The organism is Janibacter sp. Y6, from assembly GCF_040900765.1.
In the GTDB taxonomy this organism is placed as follows: Bacteria; Actinomycetota; Actinomycetes; order Actinomycetales; family Dermatophilaceae; genus Marihabitans; species Marihabitans melonis.
On record NZ_JAKLYZ010000003.1, the window covers coordinates 485,008 to 503,257 of the forward strand.

General features: G+C 71.1%; 26 protein-coding genes, 1 tRNA gene and 1 other RNA gene. 18 read left to right on the forward strand and 10 right to left on the reverse strand.

Translation table 11 applies throughout. The annotated features are described in order from the left end of the window. The first annotated feature begins 28 nt into the window (after positions 1 to 28). From L6241_RS09915 to L6241_RS09970, 12 genes are all read left to right on the forward strand, one after another. On the forward strand, positions 29 to 1,000 hold the full coding sequence (locus tag L6241_RS09915; RefSeq protein WP_368245997.1) for an isopenicillin N synthase family dioxygenase: 972 nt from the start codon (positions 29 to 31) through the stop codon (positions 998 to 1,000). Between the two features lie 66 nt (positions 1,001 to 1,066). Then, positions 1,067 to 1,139, forward strand: a tRNA-Val gene (locus L6241_RS09920). A 1-nt stretch (position 1,140) separates the two neighbouring features. Continuing rightward, on the forward strand, positions 1,141 to 1,995 hold the full coding sequence (locus L6241_RS09925; protein WP_123090804.1) for a Nif3-like dinuclear metal center hexameric protein: 855 nt from the start codon (positions 1,141 to 1,143) through the stop codon (positions 1,993 to 1,995). Further along, positions 1,992 to 2,738 carry a zinc ribbon domain-containing protein gene (locus L6241_RS09930; RefSeq protein ID WP_368246000.1) on the forward strand — a complete coding sequence of 249 codons (747 nt, stop codon included), beginning with the start codon at positions 1,992 to 1,994 and terminating at the stop codon, positions 2,736 to 2,738. The genes L6241_RS09925 and L6241_RS09930 overlap by 4 nt, the downstream gene beginning before the upstream one ends. Further along, positions 2,738 to 3,913 carry a bifunctional RNase H/acid phosphatase gene (locus tag L6241_RS09935; protein ID WP_368246001.1) on the forward strand — a complete coding sequence of 392 codons (1,176 nt, stop codon included), beginning with the start codon at positions 2,738 to 2,740 and terminating at the stop codon, positions 3,911 to 3,913. The genes L6241_RS09930 and L6241_RS09935 overlap by 1 nt, the downstream gene beginning before the upstream one ends. Next, positions 3,913 to 4,476 carry a hypothetical protein gene (locus L6241_RS09940; RefSeq protein ID WP_368246002.1) on the forward strand — a complete coding sequence of 188 codons (564 nt, stop codon included), beginning with the start codon at positions 3,913 to 3,915 and terminating at the stop codon, positions 4,474 to 4,476. Before L6241_RS09935 ends, L6241_RS09940 begins: the two co-directional genes overlap by 1 nt. A gap of 44 nt (positions 4,477 to 4,520) precedes the next feature. Continuing rightward, positions 4,521 to 4,934 carry a rhodanese-like domain-containing protein gene (locus L6241_RS09945; RefSeq protein ID WP_123090800.1) on the forward strand — a complete coding sequence of 138 codons (414 nt, stop codon included), beginning with the start codon at positions 4,521 to 4,523 and terminating at the stop codon, positions 4,932 to 4,934. Between the two features lie 3 nt (positions 4,935 to 4,937). Then, positions 4,938 to 6,164 (forward strand): O-succinylhomoserine sulfhydrylase, encoded by a 1,227-nt coding sequence (locus L6241_RS09950; protein WP_354588897.1) that lies wholly within the window; start codon positions 4,938 to 4,940, stop codon positions 6,162 to 6,164. A gap of 25 nt (positions 6,165 to 6,189) precedes the next feature. Continuing rightward, positions 6,190 to 7,635, forward strand: coding sequence for an RNB domain-containing ribonuclease (locus L6241_RS09955; RefSeq protein WP_368246004.1), 1,446 nt, complete (start codon positions 6,190 to 6,192; stop codon positions 7,633 to 7,635). 162 nt (positions 7,636 to 7,797) lie between these two features. Then, positions 7,798 to 8,157, forward strand: an RNA gene (gene rnpB, locus L6241_RS09960) — RNase P RNA component class A. Positions 8,158 to 8,395: 238 nt separating this feature from the next. Continuing rightward, positions 8,396 to 9,016 (forward strand): hypothetical protein, encoded by a 621-nt coding sequence (locus L6241_RS09965; protein WP_368246006.1) that lies wholly within the window; start codon positions 8,396 to 8,398, stop codon positions 9,014 to 9,016. Between the two features lie 134 nt (positions 9,017 to 9,150). After that, entirely contained in the window at positions 9,151 to 9,918 is a 768-nt protein-coding gene (locus L6241_RS09970) for a hypothetical protein (protein ID WP_368246008.1), read from the forward strand. Here the strand turns inward: L6241_RS09970 and L6241_RS09975 are convergent. From L6241_RS09975 to L6241_RS10020, 10 genes are all read right to left on the reverse strand, one after another. Then, positions 9,915 to 10,175 (reverse strand): hypothetical protein, encoded by a 261-nt coding sequence (locus tag L6241_RS09975; RefSeq protein ID WP_368246009.1) that lies wholly within the window; start codon positions 10,173 to 10,175, stop codon positions 9,915 to 9,917. The two genes, L6241_RS09970 and L6241_RS09975, sit on opposite strands and share 4 nt — an antisense overlap. 124 nt (positions 10,176 to 10,299) lie before the next feature. Further along, a complete protein-coding gene (locus tag L6241_RS09980) occupies positions 10,300 to 10,683 on the reverse strand; it encodes a hypothetical protein (protein WP_368246011.1) in 384 nt (127 codons plus the stop codon). 291 nt (positions 10,684 to 10,974) lie between these two features. After that, positions 10,975 to 11,403, reverse strand: coding sequence for a hypothetical protein (locus L6241_RS09985; RefSeq protein ID WP_368246012.1), 429 nt, complete (start codon positions 11,401 to 11,403; stop codon positions 10,975 to 10,977). 9 nt (positions 11,404 to 11,412) lie between these two features. Further along, positions 11,413 to 11,556: a hypothetical protein gene (locus L6241_RS09990; RefSeq protein ID WP_368246014.1), complete on the reverse strand. Its 144-nt coding sequence runs from the start codon at positions 11,554 to 11,556 to the stop codon at positions 11,413 to 11,415. Continuing rightward, a complete protein-coding gene (locus L6241_RS09995; RefSeq protein ID WP_368246016.1) occupies positions 11,553 to 12,488 on the reverse strand; it encodes a hypothetical protein in 936 nt (311 codons plus the stop codon). The genes L6241_RS09990 and L6241_RS09995 overlap by 4 nt, the downstream gene beginning before the upstream one ends. A 3-nt stretch (positions 12,489 to 12,491) precedes the next feature. Next, entirely contained in the window at positions 12,492 to 12,677 is a 186-nt protein-coding gene (locus L6241_RS10000) for a hypothetical protein (protein WP_368246017.1), read from the reverse strand. Positions 12,678 to 12,742: 65 nt separating this feature from the next. After that, entirely contained in the window at positions 12,743 to 13,042 is a 300-nt protein-coding gene (locus L6241_RS10005; protein WP_368246018.1) for a hypothetical protein, read from the reverse strand. Continuing rightward, positions 13,039 to 13,266, reverse strand: coding sequence for a hypothetical protein (locus L6241_RS10010; protein WP_368246020.1), 228 nt, complete (start codon positions 13,264 to 13,266; stop codon positions 13,039 to 13,041). The genes L6241_RS10005 and L6241_RS10010 overlap by 4 nt, the downstream gene beginning before the upstream one ends. A gap of 157 nt (positions 13,267 to 13,423) precedes the next feature. Further along, positions 13,424 to 13,642, reverse strand: coding sequence for a hypothetical protein (locus tag L6241_RS10015; protein ID WP_368246021.1), 219 nt, complete (start codon positions 13,640 to 13,642; stop codon positions 13,424 to 13,426). Further along, positions 13,635 to 13,964, reverse strand: a complete 330-nt coding sequence (locus tag L6241_RS10020; RefSeq protein ID WP_368246022.1) for a hypothetical protein — start codon at positions 13,962 to 13,964, stop codon at positions 13,635 to 13,637. Before L6241_RS10020 ends, L6241_RS10015 begins: the two co-directional genes overlap by 8 nt. A gap of 56 nt (positions 13,965 to 14,020) precedes the next feature. Here L6241_RS10020 and L6241_RS10025 point away from each other — a divergent pair, with 56 nt between their 5' ends. The 6 genes from L6241_RS10025 (at position 14,021) to L6241_RS10050 (ending at position 18,196) form a co-directional block, all read left to right on the forward strand. Beyond that, on the forward strand, positions 14,021 to 14,551 hold the full coding sequence (locus L6241_RS10025) for an HNH endonuclease (protein WP_368246024.1): 531 nt from the start codon (positions 14,021 to 14,023) through the stop codon (positions 14,549 to 14,551). Positions 14,552 to 14,757: 206 nt separating this feature from the next. After that, positions 14,758 to 15,207 (forward strand): helix-turn-helix domain-containing protein, encoded by a 450-nt coding sequence (locus tag L6241_RS10030; protein ID WP_368246025.1) that lies wholly within the window; start codon positions 14,758 to 14,760, stop codon positions 15,205 to 15,207. Beyond that, positions 15,204 to 15,596 carry a hypothetical protein gene (locus L6241_RS10035; RefSeq protein WP_368246026.1) on the forward strand — a complete coding sequence of 131 codons (393 nt, stop codon included), beginning with the start codon at positions 15,204 to 15,206 and terminating at the stop codon, positions 15,594 to 15,596. Before L6241_RS10030 ends, L6241_RS10035 begins: the two co-directional genes overlap by 4 nt. Before the next feature lie 58 nt (positions 15,597 to 15,654). Further along, positions 15,655 to 16,092 (forward strand): ImmA/IrrE family metallo-endopeptidase, encoded by a 438-nt coding sequence (locus L6241_RS10040; RefSeq protein WP_368246027.1) that lies wholly within the window; start codon positions 15,655 to 15,657, stop codon positions 16,090 to 16,092. Positions 16,093 to 16,215: 123 nt separating this feature from the next. After that, positions 16,216 to 16,863: a DUF3800 domain-containing protein gene (locus L6241_RS10045; protein ID WP_368246028.1), complete on the forward strand. Its 648-nt coding sequence runs from the start codon at positions 16,216 to 16,218 to the stop codon at positions 16,861 to 16,863. A 217-nt stretch (positions 16,864 to 17,080) separates the two neighbouring features. Continuing rightward, positions 17,081 to 18,196 carry a tyrosine-type recombinase/integrase gene (locus L6241_RS10050; protein ID WP_368246029.1) on the forward strand — a complete coding sequence of 372 codons (1,116 nt, stop codon included), beginning with the start codon at positions 17,081 to 17,083 and terminating at the stop codon, positions 18,194 to 18,196. Positions 18,197 to 18,250: the final 54 nt, after the last annotated feature.

Here is an 18,250-nt window from a genome sequence, read left to right on the forward strand (position 1 = left end):
ACGAGGACGGCGCGGTAGCCTCCCCGCCATGAGCGAGCACATCCTCGAGGTCGACCTGGCAGCCTTCGAGTCCGGGGACGCGCAGCGCGCCCGGGCGGTCGTCGAGGGGATGATGACCTCGCTGGAGACCGGCTTCGTCTTCGTGCGCCACGACCTGTCCGAGGACCTCGTCGACGAGGCCTACGGGATGCTCGAGGAGTTCTTCACCCAGGAGCAGGAGAGCAAGGACCGCTTCGTCGCGCCCGGCACGCACGGCCAGACCGGCTACACCGGGCTGCTCGTCGAGACCGCTGCCAGCGCCGACGTCGCGGACTGGAAGGAGATGCTCAACTGGGGCCGCGACATCCCGGCCGGGCACCCCCTTCGCACCCGCTACCCGCACCGCTACCACGACGCCGTCCTCCCCGAGGTCGCCGTGCCGGGGATCACGCGGACCCTCACGACCTTCCACGACGAGGTCGCCGACCTCCAGCGCCGGATCCTGCGGATCATCGCGACGGGCATCGGCGCGCACGCCGACTACTTCGAGCGGATGCTCGTCGACGGCCCGACGCTCTCGCGCGCGATCCACTACCCGGCGATGGAGTCCGCGCCCGAGCAGCCGCACGTGTGGGCGGCCGAGCACGCCGACATCAACCTCATCACCGCGCTGCCCCGTGCCACGGCCTCGGGGCTGCAGGTCAAGCTCAAGGACACGGGGGAGTGGATCGACGCCGTCGCACCCGAGGGCGGGGCGATCATCAACACCGGGCTCATGCTCGAGGTCGTGACGAACGGCCTCGTCGAGCCGGGCATCCACCGCGTCGTCGCGGCGCCGGGCCAGAGCGGCGACCGGTACTCGGTCGTGCAGTTCTGCCACCCCACGCCGTGGACCGTGCTCAGCCCGGTCGCCTCGACGATCACGCCGCAGACGCCGCAGCGCTTCAGCCCGGTCTCGGCGGCCGACGCGCTCGACCTCGTCCTCTACGAGATCAACCTCATCGAGGACGCGCGCTCCTGAGTGCGCGGCGGGGTGCGCCAGCCCTGCGAGAATGACGTCCGTCCCCCGCACCGCGTGGGCGGGCAGGGGCCTGTAGCTCAGCTGGCAGAGCGCCACGTTTACACCGTGGATGTCGTCGGTTCGATCCCGGCCGGGCCCACATGAGCATCACCCTCGGCGACGTCGTCGCCGCCCTCGAGCAGCTGTACCCGAGCTCGGGGGCCCAGTCCTGGGACCAGGTGGGTCTCGTCACCGGTGACCTCGCGCAGCCCGTGCGCCGCGTCCACGCGGCCGTCGACCCGACCCTCGCCGTCATCGCCGAGGCCCGCGAGCTCGGCGCCGACCTCCTGCTCACCCACCACCCGCTCCTCCTGCGCGGCATCCACTCCGTCGCGACGACGACGGCGAAGGGGGAGAGCGTCACCTCGCTCGTCGTCGGCGACGTCGCGCTCTACGTGGCGCACACGAACGCCGACGTCGCCGACCCCGGGGTCAACACCGCGCTCGCGCAGGCGTGCGGCCTCACGCGATGGGGCCCGCTCTCGGTCGAGGAGGGCCAGCCCCTCGGTCTCGTCGGCGACCTCGACGACGCCGTGGACCTCGCGACCTTCGCCGGTGACCTCGCGGGGCGCCTGCCCGCAGCCGCCGGGGGCGTCAGGGTCGCCGGGCCGCCCGACGCGGCCGTGCGCCGCGTCGCGCTGCTCGGCGGATCCGGTGACGGGCTCTTCGACGCGGTCCGGGCGAGCGGGGCCGACGTCTACGTCACCGCCGACCTGCGCCACCACCCCGCCCTCGAGGCGCGCGAGGAGGCGCGGGGAGGCACGCCCTACCTCGTCGACGCCGGCCACTGGGCGACGGAGTCGCTGTGGCTGGAGCGCGCGACGCGCGACCTGCTGCGGGTGCTGCAGGAGCACGGCCACGACACGACTACCGTGGAGACCCACGTCAGCACCCTGCGCACCGACCCGTGGACCTTCACGGTCGGTGCCACCGGCCCCGAAGGAGCCCCCCAGTGAAGGCCGACCCCACCGTGCAGCTGCGGCTGCTCGACCTGCAGCAGCTCGACACGCGCCTCTCGCAGATCGCGCACGCCCGGGCCCGCATCCCCCAGCAGGCCGAGCTCGAGGCCGCGCACGCCCGTCTGGGGAAGGTCCAGGACGCCGTCATCATGGCGCAGACCCAGGTGAGCGACGTCGAGCGCGAGCTCGCGCGGGCCGAGGGCGACGTCCAGCTCGTCCGGGACCGGGCGACCCGGGACCGCTCGCGGCTCGAGTCCGGCCAGGGGAGCGCGAAGGATCTCCAGGCCCTCCAGCACGAGCTCGAGTCCCTCGCCCGCCGCCAGGCCACGCTCGAGGACGTCGAGCTCGAGGTCATGGAGCGCGCCGAGGAGGTCCGCGCACGTCTCGACGACGCGACCGCCCAGGTGCCCGCCGCGGAGGCCGAGGTCGCCCGGCTCACCGACGAGCTCGCCGCCGCACGGGCCGACCTCGACGCCCAGGAGCGCGAGGTGAGCGCACCGCGCGCGTCGATCCTCGCCGAGATCGACGACCCGCTGCTCGCCCTCTACGACCGCGTCCGGGCGCAGAGCGGTGGCCTCGGGGCCGCCCCGCTGCGGGCTCGACGATGCGGTGGCTGCCAGCTCGAGCTCAACCCCGTCGAGCTCAACCGCATGGCCGCGGCGCCGGAGGACGAGGTGCTGCGCTGCGTGGAGTGCGGGCGCATCGTCGTGCGCACCGACGAGTCCGGTCTGCCCGCCTGATGGGTCGACGCCTCCGGGTCGAGGCCGACGGCGGCTCGCGCGGCAACCCCGGCGTGGCCGGGTACGGCGCGCTCGTGCGGGACCGCGCGTCCGGCGCGCTGCTCGTCGAGCTCGCCGCCCCGCTGGGCAAGGCCTCGAACAACGTCGCCGAGTACCGCGGGATGATCGCCGGGCTCGAGGCGGTGCTGCGCATCGACCCCTCGGCCGACGTCGAGGTCGCGATGGACTCCAAGCTCGTCGTCGAGCAGATGAGCGGGCGGTGGAAGATCAAGCACGCCGACATGCGTGCGCTCGCCCTGACCGCCCGTGACCTGCTCGCCGACATCACGCAGGCCGGCGGCTCGGTGCGCTTCACCTGGATCCCGCGCGCGCAGAACGGCGACGCCGACGCGCTGTCGAACCGGGGCATGGACGGCGACCACGTCGCCGACTGGCACGACGGCGCTGCGTCCGAGGACGTCTCGGCGAGCGCGCAGGCGCCCGACGCCGGGGTCGGCCTGTCCCCGGAGGACCTCGAGCCGACGAAGGACACCGACCAGCTGCCCGTGCGCCCGCCCCGGCGCGAGGGCGAGCCGACCCGCGTCGTCCTCGTGCGGCACGGGGTCACCGACTTCACCCTCGAGGCCCGCCTCGACGGTCGCGGCGGGGCCGACCCCGCGCTCGCGCCGAGGGGCCACGAGCAGGCGCAGGCCGCCGCCCGGGGCGTGCGCGCCCTCGTCGGCGACGCCGAGAGCGTCGTCATCAGCTCCTCGCTGCGGCGGGCCCGTGAGACCGCAGAGCACGTCGCCGACGCGCTCGGCGTCACGCCGGTGCAGGTGGCGGACTGGGACGAGCAGTCCTTCGGCGAGTGGGACGGCGCCTCGGTCGGCGAGCTCGTCGCCGCGGACGCCGCGGGCTTCGCCGCGCTGCGCGACGACCCCGCCTTCGCCCCGCCCGGCGGGGAGAGCCACGAGGAGCTGACGACGCGCGTGCTCGCCGCCTGGGAGGCCGTCGTGGCCCGCGGGGGCAGCGTCGTCGTCGTGTGCCACCGCAAGCCGATCCTCGTCGTCCTCGCGCACGTGCTCGGCATCCCGCACGACCGGATCTGGCGTCTCGCCGGAGCCCCCGGCTCGCTCACCGCCGTCGAGGCCTGGCCCGGCGGCGAGGCCGTCGTCGCCTTCACCAACCGCACGTAGTGGTCGAGCTCATCGGCGCCGGTGACGTCCCCGGCTGGCTGCAGACCTCCGGGCTCGTCGGGGCCGTGGCCTTCGGGCTGCTCTCGGCCTTCATCCCGCCGCTCAACGCCGAGGTGTACGCCCTCGCGCTGCCGCTCGTCTTCCCCGAGACCTGGCACTGGCACATCCTGCTCATGACCGCCGGCTTCATGGTGGGCAAGGTGAGCCACTACGTCGCCGCCGACCGCGGGATGGCACTCTTCGCCCGGCGTCGTGCGCGACGGCAGAGCGTCGTGCCCGACGACGACCCGCAGGGGCGACCCCCGGACGAGGGCTGGACGGCCCTGGTCAAGCGGGTCCTCGCGCGCTGGACGAGCCGGGCCATCGACACCCTGGAGCGTCCCGTCCTCGGCCCGCTCGTCGTCTTCGTCTCCGGGCTCACCGGGATCCCTCCCTTCGCCGTCATCACGGTGGCCGCCGGTGTGCGTCGCAGCGGCCTCGTCCGCTTCGCGACCTTCGGCACCCTCGGGTGCCTCGTGCGCTTCCTCGGCACGGCCTTCCTCGTCTCCCGCGCCGCGGGCTGACACGCCTCCGCGGGACGCCGCGGGGCTGGTCTAGGGTGCGCCGCATGACCTACGCCGGTGATGTCACGCCCGAGCAGACCTGGGAGGCGCTGCGCTCCCAGCCCGACGCCGTCCTCGTCGACGTGCGCACCCGCGCCGAGCTGACCTTCGTCGGCCGGCCCGACCTCGCCGAGCTCGGCCGCCCGCTCGTCGCGGTCGAGTGGACCCGTTTCCCCGGGGGCGAGCGCAACCCCGACTTCGTCGCCGAGCTCGACCAGCTCGGCGTGCGCCGCGACCAGCCGGTGTACTTCCTGTGCCGCTCCGGGGTGCGCTCCGTGGCAGCGGCCGACGAGGCCACCGCTGCCGGGTGGGACGAGGCGTACAACATCCTCGACGGCTTCGAGGGCGGCGTCGACGACGCCGGCCGCCGCACCCTCGCCGGGTGGAAGGTCGCCGGGCTGCCCTGGCGCCAGGACTGACCCGTGACGCACGACCTCGGCCCCGGCAACCCCCAGCCCTACCTCGACCCCGCCGGTCTCGACCCGCGCACGCTCTCCGTGCGCGGGGGTCAGGCCCGCAGCGCCTTCGACGAGACCGCCGAGGCGATGTACCTCACCTCCGGCTTCGTGTACGGCTCGGCCCGAGAGGCCGAGGCCGCCTTCTCCGGCGAGCGCAGCAAGTTCGTCTACTCGCGCTACGGCAACCCGACCGTCGCGATGTTTGAGGAGCGACTGCGGCTCCTCGAGGGAGCCCCCGCCTGCTACGCGACGGGGTCGGGCATGGGCGCGGTCTTCACCGCCCTGGGCGCGCTGCTCGGCGCCGGCGACCGGGTCGTCGCCTCTCGTGGGCTCTTCGGATCGTGCTTCGTCATCCTCGACGAGATCCTCCCGCGCTGGGGCGTCGAGACCGTCTTCGTCGACGGGCCCGACCTCGAGCAGTGGCGCGAGGCGCTGGCGCAGCCGACGACCGCCGTCTTCTTCGAGACGCCGAGCAACCCGATGCAGGAGCTCGTCGACATCGAGGCCGTGTGCGAGCTCGCACACGCCGCGGGGGCCCAGGTCGTCGTCGACAACGTCTTCGGCACCCCCGTCTTCTCCCGCCCGCTCGACCACGGCGCCGACGTCGTCGTGTACTCGGCGACGAAGCACATCGACGGGCAGGGCAGGGTGCTCGGCGGCGCGATCCTCGGGCCGCAGGAGTACATCCACGGGCCCGTCGAGCAGCTCGTGCGGCACACCGGCCCGAGCCTGTCGCCCTTCAACGCCTGGGTGCTGCTCAAGGGCCTGGAGACGATGGACCTACGGGTGCGCGCGATGGCGTCCTCCGCCCTCGCCGTCGCGGAGCACCTCGACGCGCACCCCGGTGTCGTCTCGACCGTCTACCCCTGGCTGCCCTCGCACCCCCAGCACGACCTCGCCCGCCGGCAGATGAGCGGGGGCGGCACGGTGGTGACCTTCGAGATCGGTGGGGGCAAGGACGACGCCTTCGCCGTCATGGACGCGCTGCGGCTCGTCGACATCTCCAACAACCTCGGTGACAGCAAGTCCCTCATCACCCACCCCGCGACGACGACGCACCGGCGGATGGGCGAGGAGGCGCGCGCCGCGATCGGCATCACCGACGGCACCCTGCGGGTCTCGATCGGTCTCGAGGCGAGCGCCGACCTCGTGGCCGACCTCGACCAGGCACTGCGCAGCACGTCGTCCTGAGCGGACCCGTCCTAGGGTGAGCCGCATGGGTACCCACCGCGTCCTCGGCCTGCGCGACCGCTCGACGGGGGAGCCCGATCCCGACCTCGTCGCCCGCTTCGCGGCGATCCGCGCCGAGCTCGAGGTGCCCGAGGACTTCCCGCCCGAGGCGGTGGCCGAGGCTCAGCGCGTCGCGGAGCAGCCGCTGTCGCTGCCCGAGCGCGACGAGACCGCGCTGGCGCTGCTCACCATCGACCCGCCCGGGTCGATGGACCTCGACCAGGCGATGCACCTGGAGCGCGACGGGCAGGGCTACCGCGTGCGCTACGCGATCGCGCACCTCGTCTCTTTCGTCGAGCCGGACGGCGCGATCGACACCGAGGCACGGCGCCGGGGCCAGACGATCTACGCCCCGGACGAGCGGGTGCCGCTGCACCCGCCGGTGCTCTCCGAGGGGGCCGCCAGCCTGCTGCCCGGTCAGGCCACGCCGGCCTACCTGTGGGACATGCGCCTTGACGAGACCGGCGAGGTCACCGCCGTCGAGCTCTACCCCGCGGTGGTCCGCTCGGTCGACCGCCTCGACTACGAGGGCGCCCAGGAGCAGCTCGAGACGGCCGAGCCCGACGAGCGCCTCGTCCTGCTGCGCGAGGTGGGGGAGCGCCGGATCGCCCTCGAGCAGGCCCGCGGCGGGGCCACCCTGCCCATGCCCGAGCAGGAGGTGGAGCGCGCCGAGGACGGCTCGTACACCCTCCAGCTGCGCCCGCTCCTCGCCATCGAGGACTGGAACGCGCAGATCTCGCTCTTGACCGGCATGTGCGCCGCCCGGCTCATGCTCGACGCCCGGGTCGGGATCCTGCGCACGATGCCCCCGCCGGACGAGCGCGCGCTGCGTCGTCTGCGCGCCGCCGCCCGGGCGCTCGGCGTGCAGTGGCGCGACGACGTGCCCCACGGCGAGATGCTGCGCTCGCTGGACCGCACGGACGGGCGCCATCTCGCCCTCATCCACGAGGCCACCTCGCTCTTCCGCGGGGCGGGGTACACCGCCTTCGACGGCGAGCTGCCCGAGCACACGGAGCAGTCGGCCATCGCCGCGCCCTACGCGCACGTCACCGCCCCGCTGCGCCGGCTCGTCGACCGCTTCGGCCTCGCCGTGTGCGCCGCGGTGAGCGCCGGCGAGGAGGTGCCGGCCTGGGCCCGCGACGCGCTCCCGCAGCTGCCGGAGGTCATAGCGGCCTCCGACCGTCTCGCCGGGGCGGTCGAGCGCGCGAGCACCGACGCCGTCGAGGCCGCCGTGCTGCGGGGTCGGGTGGGCGAGGAGCTCACCGGTGTCGTCGTCGACGTCGACGAGGACAAGGAGCGCGTCGAGCTCCAGCTGAGCGACCCCCCGGCCATCGCCCGGGCCTCCGGCCGCGCCGAGCTCGGCTCGCAGGTGACCGTGCGGGTCGTCGGTGCCGACGTCGCCGCCGGCACCGTCGACCTCGTCGTCGTCTGACCCCTTCGCCTTCGCCTCCCCGGTCGTCCCAGCTTTCCCGCCCTGGGCGGGAAAGCTCGACCTCGGGAAGGGACATTGCCTTCCCGAGGTCGAAGGTTCCTTCCCGAGGTCGTGACCGGTGGCGAAGGGGGAGCAGCCAGGAGCCGTATGCTGTCCCGCGGATGAGTCAGCCGGGCGGCCGCGGCAGCGATGTCGAGGAAAGTCCGGGCTCCGCAGGGCGAGGTGGTGGCTAACGGCCACCCGGGGCGACCCGCGGGACAGTGCCACAGAGAGAAGACCGCCGGTGCTCGCACCGGTAAGGGTGAAAGGGTGGTGTAAGAGACCACCAGCGGGCCGGGTGACCGGTCCGGCTAGGTAAACCCCACCTGGAGCAAGTCCAGACAGTGCGCGCCCGAGGGCTGCCCGCCCGAGCGCACGGGTAGGACGCGACGAGGTCGTCGGCGACGACGGCCCCAGATGGATGGCCGCCCATCCGCCCCTCGGGGCGGTGGACAGAACCCGGCTTACAGGCTGACTCATCCCCCCCTTCGGGGGCCACCCTGCGAGGTTCCCCTACGGGGAAGCGGGCTACGGGTGAGGCAGGAAGATGCATTTCGTCGTAGTTCGTTGCATTTGGGACGGACCAGAGACGGATCTGAGGCCAACAGGCCGAGCTCAGACGGACCAGAGACGGACCAGGATCGAGTGCCCCCAGAGGGTGTGGCTGTGGGGCTCGCCGCCACGAGGTGCGAGACACCGTCGCTTCCGCCACGATGCGCAGATGTCAGCTGATGATGCCGCCGTAGTCTCCTCGATCGCAGCAGCCGTCTCGGCGCTGATCACGCTGGGCGCGGTGATCGTCGCAGTCCGGTCATTCCGAGCCTCCCGGAAGGACTCGCAGAAGGCCGATGAGAATGCAGCCGAGGACCGCCGCGCGCAGTCCCGCCCGATGCTGGTGCCCGAACTGCAGCAGGAGCACCTGAGCCACGGGACGGTGAACTTTGTTCTCCGTAACTGGGGTCGATCCGCAGCGTCAGACGTGCACATCGACTTCCTCGACCCCGGGCCTCCGGCGGACCTCGACACCCTCCCGGACGACAGCATGCTCAAGTGGCTCTACCGGTCCTATGCGGCTCCGGTCACCCTGTGGCCGCCCCGGTGGCAGTTGAGCCACGTGTACATCTGGGGTGTTGACGACGACGAGTCGAGCGAGAGGACGCTCACCTTGCGCCTTCGATACAAGGGCCCGGACGGTCACGACTACAGCGATGAGTTCACCATCGACCCTGCACCCATCCTGTCCCAGACCGCGAGCGCCGGCAGCGAGCCCGCCAAGAGCGACCTCAACGGGTGGGTGAAAGATATCGGCACCTCGTTGCGTGCGCTCGTCCGCAAGATGTGAATGACGATGACCTCACCAACAGTCGGGTCGTGGTAACCCCCGGCGCGGGACTCGCGCCCCTGCGGCTTACAAGTCGGTCCTCGTGCCCTCCCCAGCCCCGTTCTTCTACGACCCGCGCCCGCTACGGTCTGCTCGTGGCCCGCTACACGCTCTGGGAGGCGGTCGCGCCGTGCTGGCACGACGTGCTCTTCCGGACGGGCATGCCCGCCGATCCGAGCCCGCAGCAGGCGAGCCCGCGAGGGTGGGCCGTGCGCCCCGACGTCGTGGAGGCCATCGCCCGACGCGCCGCAGGGGAGACGGTCTCAGCTCTGGCCGCCGACCTCGGCATCGACCGGCGCAACCTCTCCGGCCGGCTCACCACGGCCGTGCCCGCGCTGCTCGCGCCCTGGCTGCACGACGTCCCCGCGTGGCGTCTCGGCCGGGAGCAGGGCCACTCGCTGGGGGAGCTCGCCGAGCTGTACGAAGTGCCCGAGCACCTCATCGGTGTCGCCCTCGACGGGTGGCCCGACCCGAGCCCGTCCCCGGAGGATGTCGCCGCCGAGGTGCTGCAGCTGTGGCGTGACGGCGCCGACCTTGACGGCATCGCTGCCCAGATCGAGGTGCCCCCGGCTCGGCTGCGCAGGTGGGCGCAGGAGGGGTCGGTGCGGCTGACCCCGGCGCGGCTGCGGACCTCGGAGATCGTCGAACGCTTCGGGTGGTCGCACCACATGGCCGCGCTCTACCGGGACAGCGGGGTCCTGCCGGCCCCCGACGGTGGCAAGCCGCCGTGGTGGTGGTCAACGACCATCGCGCGCCTCGAGCGGGGCACCTTCACGCACCAGTGCGAGGAGTGCGGGGCGCGGCTCGCGTCGGCGAAGGGGGTCGCGATCCACCGCGGCCGCGTCCACGGCCCGGCCGTCTAGCGCCGGCGCACGTCGTGCGCCCGAAGCCACAACGCCCACCAGCCGCCGAGACGTGGATCGCCGACGACGACCATGACGTGGGTGCGGGTCCACGCGACCGCGCGAGTGGGGATGTGCTGCTCGCCGCCGGGCCAGTCGAGGCGGGCGACGACGTTGATGGGCTGCGGCGCGGCCGGCGGGACCGGCAGCGGTGGCCAGTCCTCGTTAAGGGGTGCGACGACCTGCGGGGGCGGCCCGGTGGGGTGTCGCGGATCCATGGCGTCATCGTGGCGGGCCGGTGTGACAGCGGCGACAAGAGCGTTCTATGTCCGGGCACGCGAAGAAGCCCCCACCTTCATCGGCCGGAGATGAAGGTGGGGGCCCGGTCGTGAAGGCACCTGGCTACGCCTCTTGGCGTTCCGAGTCTTGGATGATTCGATCAACTACATCGTCGAGATTCGGGCGTCGGAACCACCGAAGAACTTCGCGAGAGGTCACCCCTAGGGAAAGTAGAGCGCCCAAGCCCACCGCTCCGGCGACTGTCTCCCCGGAAATACCTAGAAAATCCTTGAAGTCGGCCGTCAGGAGGGCGGTAGCTAACCCGATAGTCAAACCCGCCCAGGCCAGCAGCTGCTCTGTCGAGGTGTACTGCGGGAGCATCTCGTGCAGAGCTACCTTGATCTTGTCTCGAGTCGTCATCACCACCTCCTGCTTGATATTCTCAGTTAGCTTCAGGTTATCGACGAGGTTGACGCCGATGTTGTTCTTCAGGTCGTCCGTACTCACTGCTCAGACCTCTCGGCCAAGTGCATAAGTCCGAGCACGCCGAGGGCGTGGACGCTCATATAGCCGCACCTCACGCAGAGGACGATGCAGCCGGGTACGGACGGAGCTGGAAGAACAACGTTGCCCGAAGGGTCGAAAATGGGCAGGGCGGTCAAGTGTGATTGCAGGCTCCACTGTGCGTTTCCACACCTGGGGCAGTTGCCTCGGACCTCTCGCTCTTCGAGTACGCGAAGAATCTCCTGCAGCTGGTCCTGGGTTAGTTCGGCGGGCAAGTTGTTCATGCCTGGGAGACTAAAGCCTGGCTGGTGCTCCAACCCCTCGCGGAGCCGAGTGAGACCTACTGCGGGCTCGGGTCGATGGGGTCGCCGACCGGCGTGGTCTGAGTGCGCTGGAGGAGGCCGAAGACGACGGGGATGATTGCCATGAGCGCGCCCTGCTGCTCGGGGTGAGCTGCAGGCCGTAGTACGCGGCGAGGGAGATCGCGGCCTTCGCGAGGCCGAGGACCGCGCCGAGGGCGGTGTCCTTCGTCGCCCACGCCGTGTACAGGCCGGCGGCCGCGGAGACGGCAGCCATGATGAGGACCGCGCTCTCCGTGGTGACGCCGAGGGCGAAGACGACGAGCAGGGCGATGGTGGCCTCGATGAGGCCGACCCAGGCGGCGGGCTCGCGGCCGAGGATGGTCGCGGCGCGTGGGGCGTCGTACTTGGGGTCGTAGGTCACGGTGTGCTCCTAGTGGTCGAGGTGCCGCCACGCGGCGGTGAGGAAGGCGGCCCCGATAGCGAGGCCGATGGTCAGGCCGAAGCCGGTGGCGATCGCCATCGCGATCCCGGCAGCGGTGGCGTCCGGGACGGCAGGCCGCTCGTCGGGGGTCATCGGTCGAGGGCGTCGTCGCGGAACGCGAGCCACGCGGCGTCGGTCTTCGGACCCCAGTCGCCGTCGGTCTTGACGCCGAGCGCCCACTGGATGGAGCGTCGCGCGGCCTTCGCGGAGCCCTTGCCGCCCTTGGCGAAGACGTGCCGCCACCCGCGCTTGTCGTCCCACTGGCTGGTGCGGCGCCCGGGCGCGAGGTAGTTGCGCAGGGCCTTGGCCTGCTTGTCGGTCTCCTTGCCCCAGATCCCGTCGTCGTCGACGCCGATCGCGCGCTGGAAGCGGGCGATGGTCACCTTGCTCGCCTCGACGGTTGAGACGATCCCCTTCGTCCCGGTGACGAGGGCCTGGGCCTTCGCGATGAGTCGGTCGATGTCGAGGGTGACGTCGCCGTGGGAGTTGCCGGAGACGTGCAGGTGCCCGAGGAGGCCGGTGTACGCGGCGTACTCGCTGCTGGTCATCCGGGCCGGGCTGTTGCCGTAGGAGGCGGGGTAGGCCGGCCACAGGGCGGGGCGGCGCAGGGGCACGGGGTGCTCGACGGCGAACCACGCAACCTGGCGCGCGAGGTAGGCGTACCCGGCGTCGGGGAGGTCGCGCAGGTTCGACCCGTACTGCTTGCCGTACCGCTCGTCGCTGTAGCCGATGATCTCCAGCTGGGCGACGTTGTCACGGTTCTCGCTGACGGCGGTGCTGGTGGGGTTGAGCAGCGCCCGGGCGGACATGGTGGCGGGGAAGTGCTGCCAGGTCCGGAAGTTCCACGGGTCGATCGTGGCGGTGGGGGCGGACGCGCCGCCGGAGTAGCCGGGGCAGCCCCACTTGGCCGAGGTCTCGGTGGAGTGCAGCGCGAGCTTGGACACCGCGGGCTGGGTGATGCCGGGGTACGCGCGGTCGTAGCGGCGGGACTGGTCCGCGCCGGGGATGATGAGTGCGCCGGTCATTGCTCAGACCTCCGGGTCGTAGTCGTCGGGCTCGCCCTGCTCCGTGGCGGGCTCGGGCTGGGGGTCGTCGGCAGGGTCGTTGTCCCACGAGGGGTCGTAGTCGCCGTTGTAATCGGTGGTGAACTCCTCGAGGGGGCCGACGTCGTCGGTGTCGACGGGCGGGCGCTCGGGCCCGGTGTGATCGGACATGTGGTGCCTCCGTGGCATGGGTGAGCACCCGGCCCGGGGTGGGTCGGGTGACGAAGGGGGATCGGTCAGGTGTCGTCGTCGCGGAGGAGATCGCGGTAGACCCACCACGCGACGACGACGGTGATGCCGAAGGCGATGAGTACGACCTGGTCGGCGTACTCGAAGCGGATCCGGCGGGCCAGGCCGGCGCTGCTGGTCATCAGCAGCGCGACGAGGCAGACCATGAGGCCGCGGCCGAGCTCGGTGCGGTGCAGGCGCTTAACCGCGGACGAGCCCAGCGCGACGGCGACGGAGACGACGGCGAGGGTGTTCATCACCGCGAGCGCGGTCTCGACGGGGGTCATGACGATCATCTGCTCGGTCACCGCTGGTCCTCGTCGTCGTGGTCGTGGAGGACGCCGCGGATCCACCTGGAGTACGCGTAGGCCAGGGCGGTATACGCGGCGACGAGCAGCGGGTCGAGGGACTGCTTGATCGGCAGGCCCGTGACCTCGTCGACCCGGGAGAGCAGGGAGACCGTCGCCAGGGCTGCGACCGCCGCGGCCTTGAGCATGAGGTTCCGGCCGGTGCGCGATACGTGCCACGGCACCCCTCCTGCCTAGAGGTGACGACGTGGAAGACGAGCATGAAGCCGACGGTCGCGGCGAAGCCGGCTGCGGTCGCGACAACCTTCGCCGACTCCAGGGAGACCACCGCGAGGACGAGCATCGCCACGGCGGCGAGCGCCGCGAGGGTGCGTGGGCGCATCAGTAGAGCCTCCCTGCTAGGTGGATCTCGATCCGTCGGCTGAAGCGGTTGGTCTCCGCGTGGGAGTGGAGACGGGCGGCGACGTCGTTGGCCGTGGCGACGAGGTGCTCGGTCTCGTCGAGCGAGCGGCGGGAGCGCTCGACCTCGTCGGCTGCGCCGTCCGGCCGGTCAGGGGCGAGACGCCCGACGAGTCGCTGCACCCAGCTGGTGTCACCCATCGACGACACCTCCCCCGACGGCGCGCACCGGCTCCTGCTGCTGGCCCTCGAGGAGGGGCAGCGAGGTGAGGACCTTGTCGGCCGTCGTGCCGTAGTTCAGCGCGAGCACCGACAGTGCTCGGGAGGGCTGGTCGTTGCGGACCCGCTCGAGGCGCAGGGACTCGCGTAGATCGGCCTCGGTCTTCTCCACCGTGCGAGCCGGTACAAGCTCGCCCCGGATGATGGCGAGCACCGAGACGCGCAGCAGCGCGAGCACCGAGATGACGATGACGCTCGTCGTGCCGAGGCTGCCCCAGGGCAGCTGTGTCAGGACGTCGTCCACGCGGGACCTCCTCGGGTCGGACTGCCGGCCCGACGGTCTCGGGCACACTGACGCGTATGGCTGCAGGCAGGCCGGGCATCCCGGCATCCATGAAGCGGGACGTCCTGATCGAGAGTGGCTACCGGTGCGCCATGCCGCAGTGCGGTGCTCACGTCGTCGATATCGAACACATCGAGGACTGGGCCAAGGTCAAGAAGCACGAGTTCCACAACCTCATCGCGCTGTGCCCGAACTGCCACCGGCTCGTCACCAAGGGTGATATTCCGAAGTTGGCGGTGAAGCAGATCAAGGCCAACCTGTCGGTGCTCAACCACAGGTACGGCGAGATCGAGCGTCGGGTGCTGCAGCTCTTCGCCGACCGTCCCGGGGCAACCAACATCACCATCGACGTCGCCCTCGAGTTGGCCATCTTGAACTTGTTGAAGGACGGGTACCTGATTCAAATCACGAACCCACCCACCCAGCACGGGCTATCGCTACCGAACGGCGCAGCGATCTCGGTGGGATCCGGTCCGGTCCTGTACGAGTTGACAAAGTCGGGGAGGGAGTTCGTGGACAGGTGGGTGGCAGCGAAGGATCTGCCCTAGTCAGCTGGTCGACGTCGCTCTTTTGCGGTCAGGGCGCGACGACGTGGGCGATGCCGGGGAGCCGGCCGTAGAAGTAGTCGCCGCTGAAGCGCAAGCGCGTTTGTAAGGAAGTCAGCGGGCGATGCCTATTACGCCGTTGTAGTTTGTGCATAGCAGCGCACAAGACGAGTTGCGCCTGCACATGCCGACTCCCGAAGGTTGTGAACGTGACCGCGCTTTCCGCCCGCCTCGCAGAAGCGAAGGGCAACGACTCCATCGACGCAGTCGTCGAGCGAGCTGGCAGGCAAGGTCACGCGATCGACCGGGCAACCGTGAGCCGCTACGTGGCGGGCAACGGCGCGAAGAACCCCCCAGACCGTGTGCTGAGGGCGTTGGCCGCGGGTCTCGGCCTCGACGTTCGCGAGCTGCGCACGCTCGCCGGGAAGCCGGCAGGCGAGCTCGGCCCGTGGACGCCGCCGGACGAGGCTGCTCGGTTGAGTGGGGACCAGCGAAAGGCGCTGGGCCAGCTCATCAAGAGCATCGTGCGAGAGGCCGACCATGACAACGCCCCCACCACCAGCCAGGCCCCGGGGAGCGGGGCGCACAAGGGCCAGTACGGCACTGCGGCGCGTCGAGCCACACGCCAGCGCACCGATGATGTAGGAGATGGGGCATGAGCAAGACGAAGGGCCTCGTGATCTCGCTCGTTGTCGTACTGACCCTGGCGGTCGCCGGCGGAGCGTTCCTTACGTGGCGTGCATTCGTCGCCCCCAGCGAGCTGGAGAAGGTCGCGGAGGCATGCGACGTCGTCGGCCTCCTCGAGGACGGAGGGAAGTCCATCACCTTCGACACCCTGGGCAAGGATGAGTCGGGCATCGAGCGCGGCGACATCTTCGACGTCGGGTGCGTGACGAACCGTCTCGACACGCCCAGCTACGTGACCACCCACATCGACAGCACTCGCGCCCTTGACGGGCAGCAGACCGACGAGTGGGACGACTACGAGGCCCGCTGGTCCTACCACCCGGACTCTGGTCTCGACCTGACGATCATCGACCGCTCCTGACCCCCTGACCTGGCCCGACCCTGGGCACGCTGTCGGTCCCACGTGATGTGGTCGGGCCATGCAGCACCCCTACCACCCGTGGCGGGCACTCCGAGCCCTCGCCGGATGGACACTGCACTGGCACGACCTCGGCGACCCCGACATCCTCGGCCGCACCGACTACGACCGACGCACCGTCACCCTGTCCCCGGGGATGACCCAGGCGCAGCGACGCTCGACCATCGCCCACGAGGTCGCCCACGTCGAGCGCGGACCCGTCCCCGGGCACATGCAGGCCCGCGAAGAAGAAGCGGCCGACGCCACCGCCGCCGAGCGCCTCATCACCAGCGCCGCCCTCATCGAGGCCGCCCGCTGGGCACGCTCGGTCCACGAGCTCGCCGACGAGCTGTGGGTCGACGAGGACACCGTCGAGTGCCGCCTGCGCAACCTCACCCCCGACGAGCTCACCCAGCTGATGGAGGTCTGGCGAGATGACGCACGAGCTCACGGCCACTGAGCGCGCGGCCCTGGCCCCTTTGCTCCGCGCGATGTGCTCGTTCTACGTCTACTCTCTCGTTGCACAGTCCGGCACCCGGAGACTCCCGGGTGCTGGACTGCCGGTCGAGCTCTAGGGGGACAGTTGGGAAAGGTCTACATCTACTGTGACGAGACGGGCACGCTCGACTACGAAGACCCGAACTCGGAGTACTTCGGCATCGGCACGGCGACCTTCACAGGTACACACGCAGACGCGATGTGGGAGGGGTTCGACCTTCGAACCCGCCTAGAAGCCCGCGGTCTGCGCACACCGAAGGGTGTGCACGCGAAGAACGACTCCCGCCGGACCAGGGGCGAGGTGTTCGAACTCATCAAGAGGCAGGCGCCCCGGTTCGACACGACCTTCTTGTACAAGCCCAACGCCTACGACTACGTGCGAGCTAGGGGGCCGGTCTACCTCTACAAGACAGCCTTCTACCAGCACTTCAAGTACATCCTCTACCGGGTCTCTAACCCGGGGGACGAGGTCTTCGTGATCGCTGGTCACCTACAGACCAACAGCAAGCGAGATGCCATCTACGACGCAGTGAGGGACGTCTGTAGCCAACTCGACGTCGACCGAACAGTCGTGGCGTGTGTGTGGGAAGCGCCCAGTTCCTGGGGCATCCAAGTGGCCGACTACGGCCTGTGGAGCGTTCAAAGAGAGCTCTTGGGGAAGGGCAGCCAGTGGCATTCCACATGCGTGGAGCCCTTCCTCGAGACCACATTCAGACCCTGGGGCCGGGCATGAGGCGAGCCGACTATCCGCTGCATCTGAGATGCTCGGAAGCGGTCCCCTGGACCCCTTATCGCCGGCTCGCTGCCTTGACTATAAGGCCGACGCCGAGCGAATTACAACGAGTACTCCACGAGCGTGTCGCCCTACTCCGGTCGTCGCTTCCGCCGACGGGCGAACTTGTCCCTAGCGGTCAGTTCGGGAGCCGCACGGTGTGGCGGTCTCGCCGCTGATGGGTCACGTCGTCGACCGGTGGACAGTCGTGGGGGAGAGCGGGCGGCGGGTGAAGGGCCCGCGGCACGGACGAGGGAAACGGTGGCTCGCCCGGTGGGTCGAGCCCGACGGGCGCGAGCGATCCCGCGCCTGCTCGAGCAAGGACGAGGCGCGCGCCGTGCTCGCCCGGGTCGAGACCGACCAGCGGGCGGGGACCTACGTCTCGCCGACGCAGGTGACCTTCGAGGAGTACGCGCGGACGTGGCTCGCTCGCCAGGCCCACCAACGTGCGTCGACCCGCGAGCAGGCCGAGTCGCGGCTGCGGCTGCACGCCTACCCGGTGATCGGGTCGACGTCGCTGCCCCGGATCGCTCGCGGCATGGTGCAGGGCCTCGTCGCCGGGTCGGGCCTCGCGCCGAGCACGACGCGCGTCCTGTACGGGTACGTCGCCGCTGTGCTCGCGTCGGCCGTCGAGGATCGGCTCATCGCGACGACGCCGTGCAGACGGATCCGGCTGCCGGAGATCCATGCGGACCCGGTCGCGCCGCTCACCGTCGACGACGTCGCGCAGGTCGCGGCCTCGGTGCCGCGCTGGCTGTCGGCGATGGTGTGGGTCGGGGCCGGGTCAGGGCTGCGCCCGGGGGAGCTCCGTTCGCTGACGGTGGACCGGGTCGAGGACGGGGTGCTCGTCGTCGACCGTCAGCTCGTCATCCCGGGGTCGCGGCGCGGCGCGCTGGTGTGGGGTCCGTTGAAGCGGGCGGGGTCGCGCCGGCGGGTGTCGCTCGCGCCGTCGACCGCGAAGGCGTTGACCGAGCACCTCGAGGAGTTCGGGCCGAGCGGTGACGGGCTGGTGTGGTCGTCGCGCTCGGGCGGGCCGCTGGCGCGGTCGCACCTGGGGCAGGCGTGGCGGGTGTCGGCGGGCCGGCCGGAGGGGGAGGGGTGGCATGCGCTGCGGCATCATCACGCGTCGCTGCTCATCGCGGCTGGGGCGTTCCCGCGGGCGGTGGCGGACCGGCTGGGGCATGCTGATCCGTCGGAGACGCTGCGCACGTACAGCCACCTGTGGCCGACCGATGAGGGGCGGATGTTGGCCGCGATCGAGGACGCCCACGGGGGCCGTCGGGGAAGTCTCTGACGGACCAGAGACGGACCCGGACGGGGGAGTGCCCCGGTATCAGGGGGCTGTCGG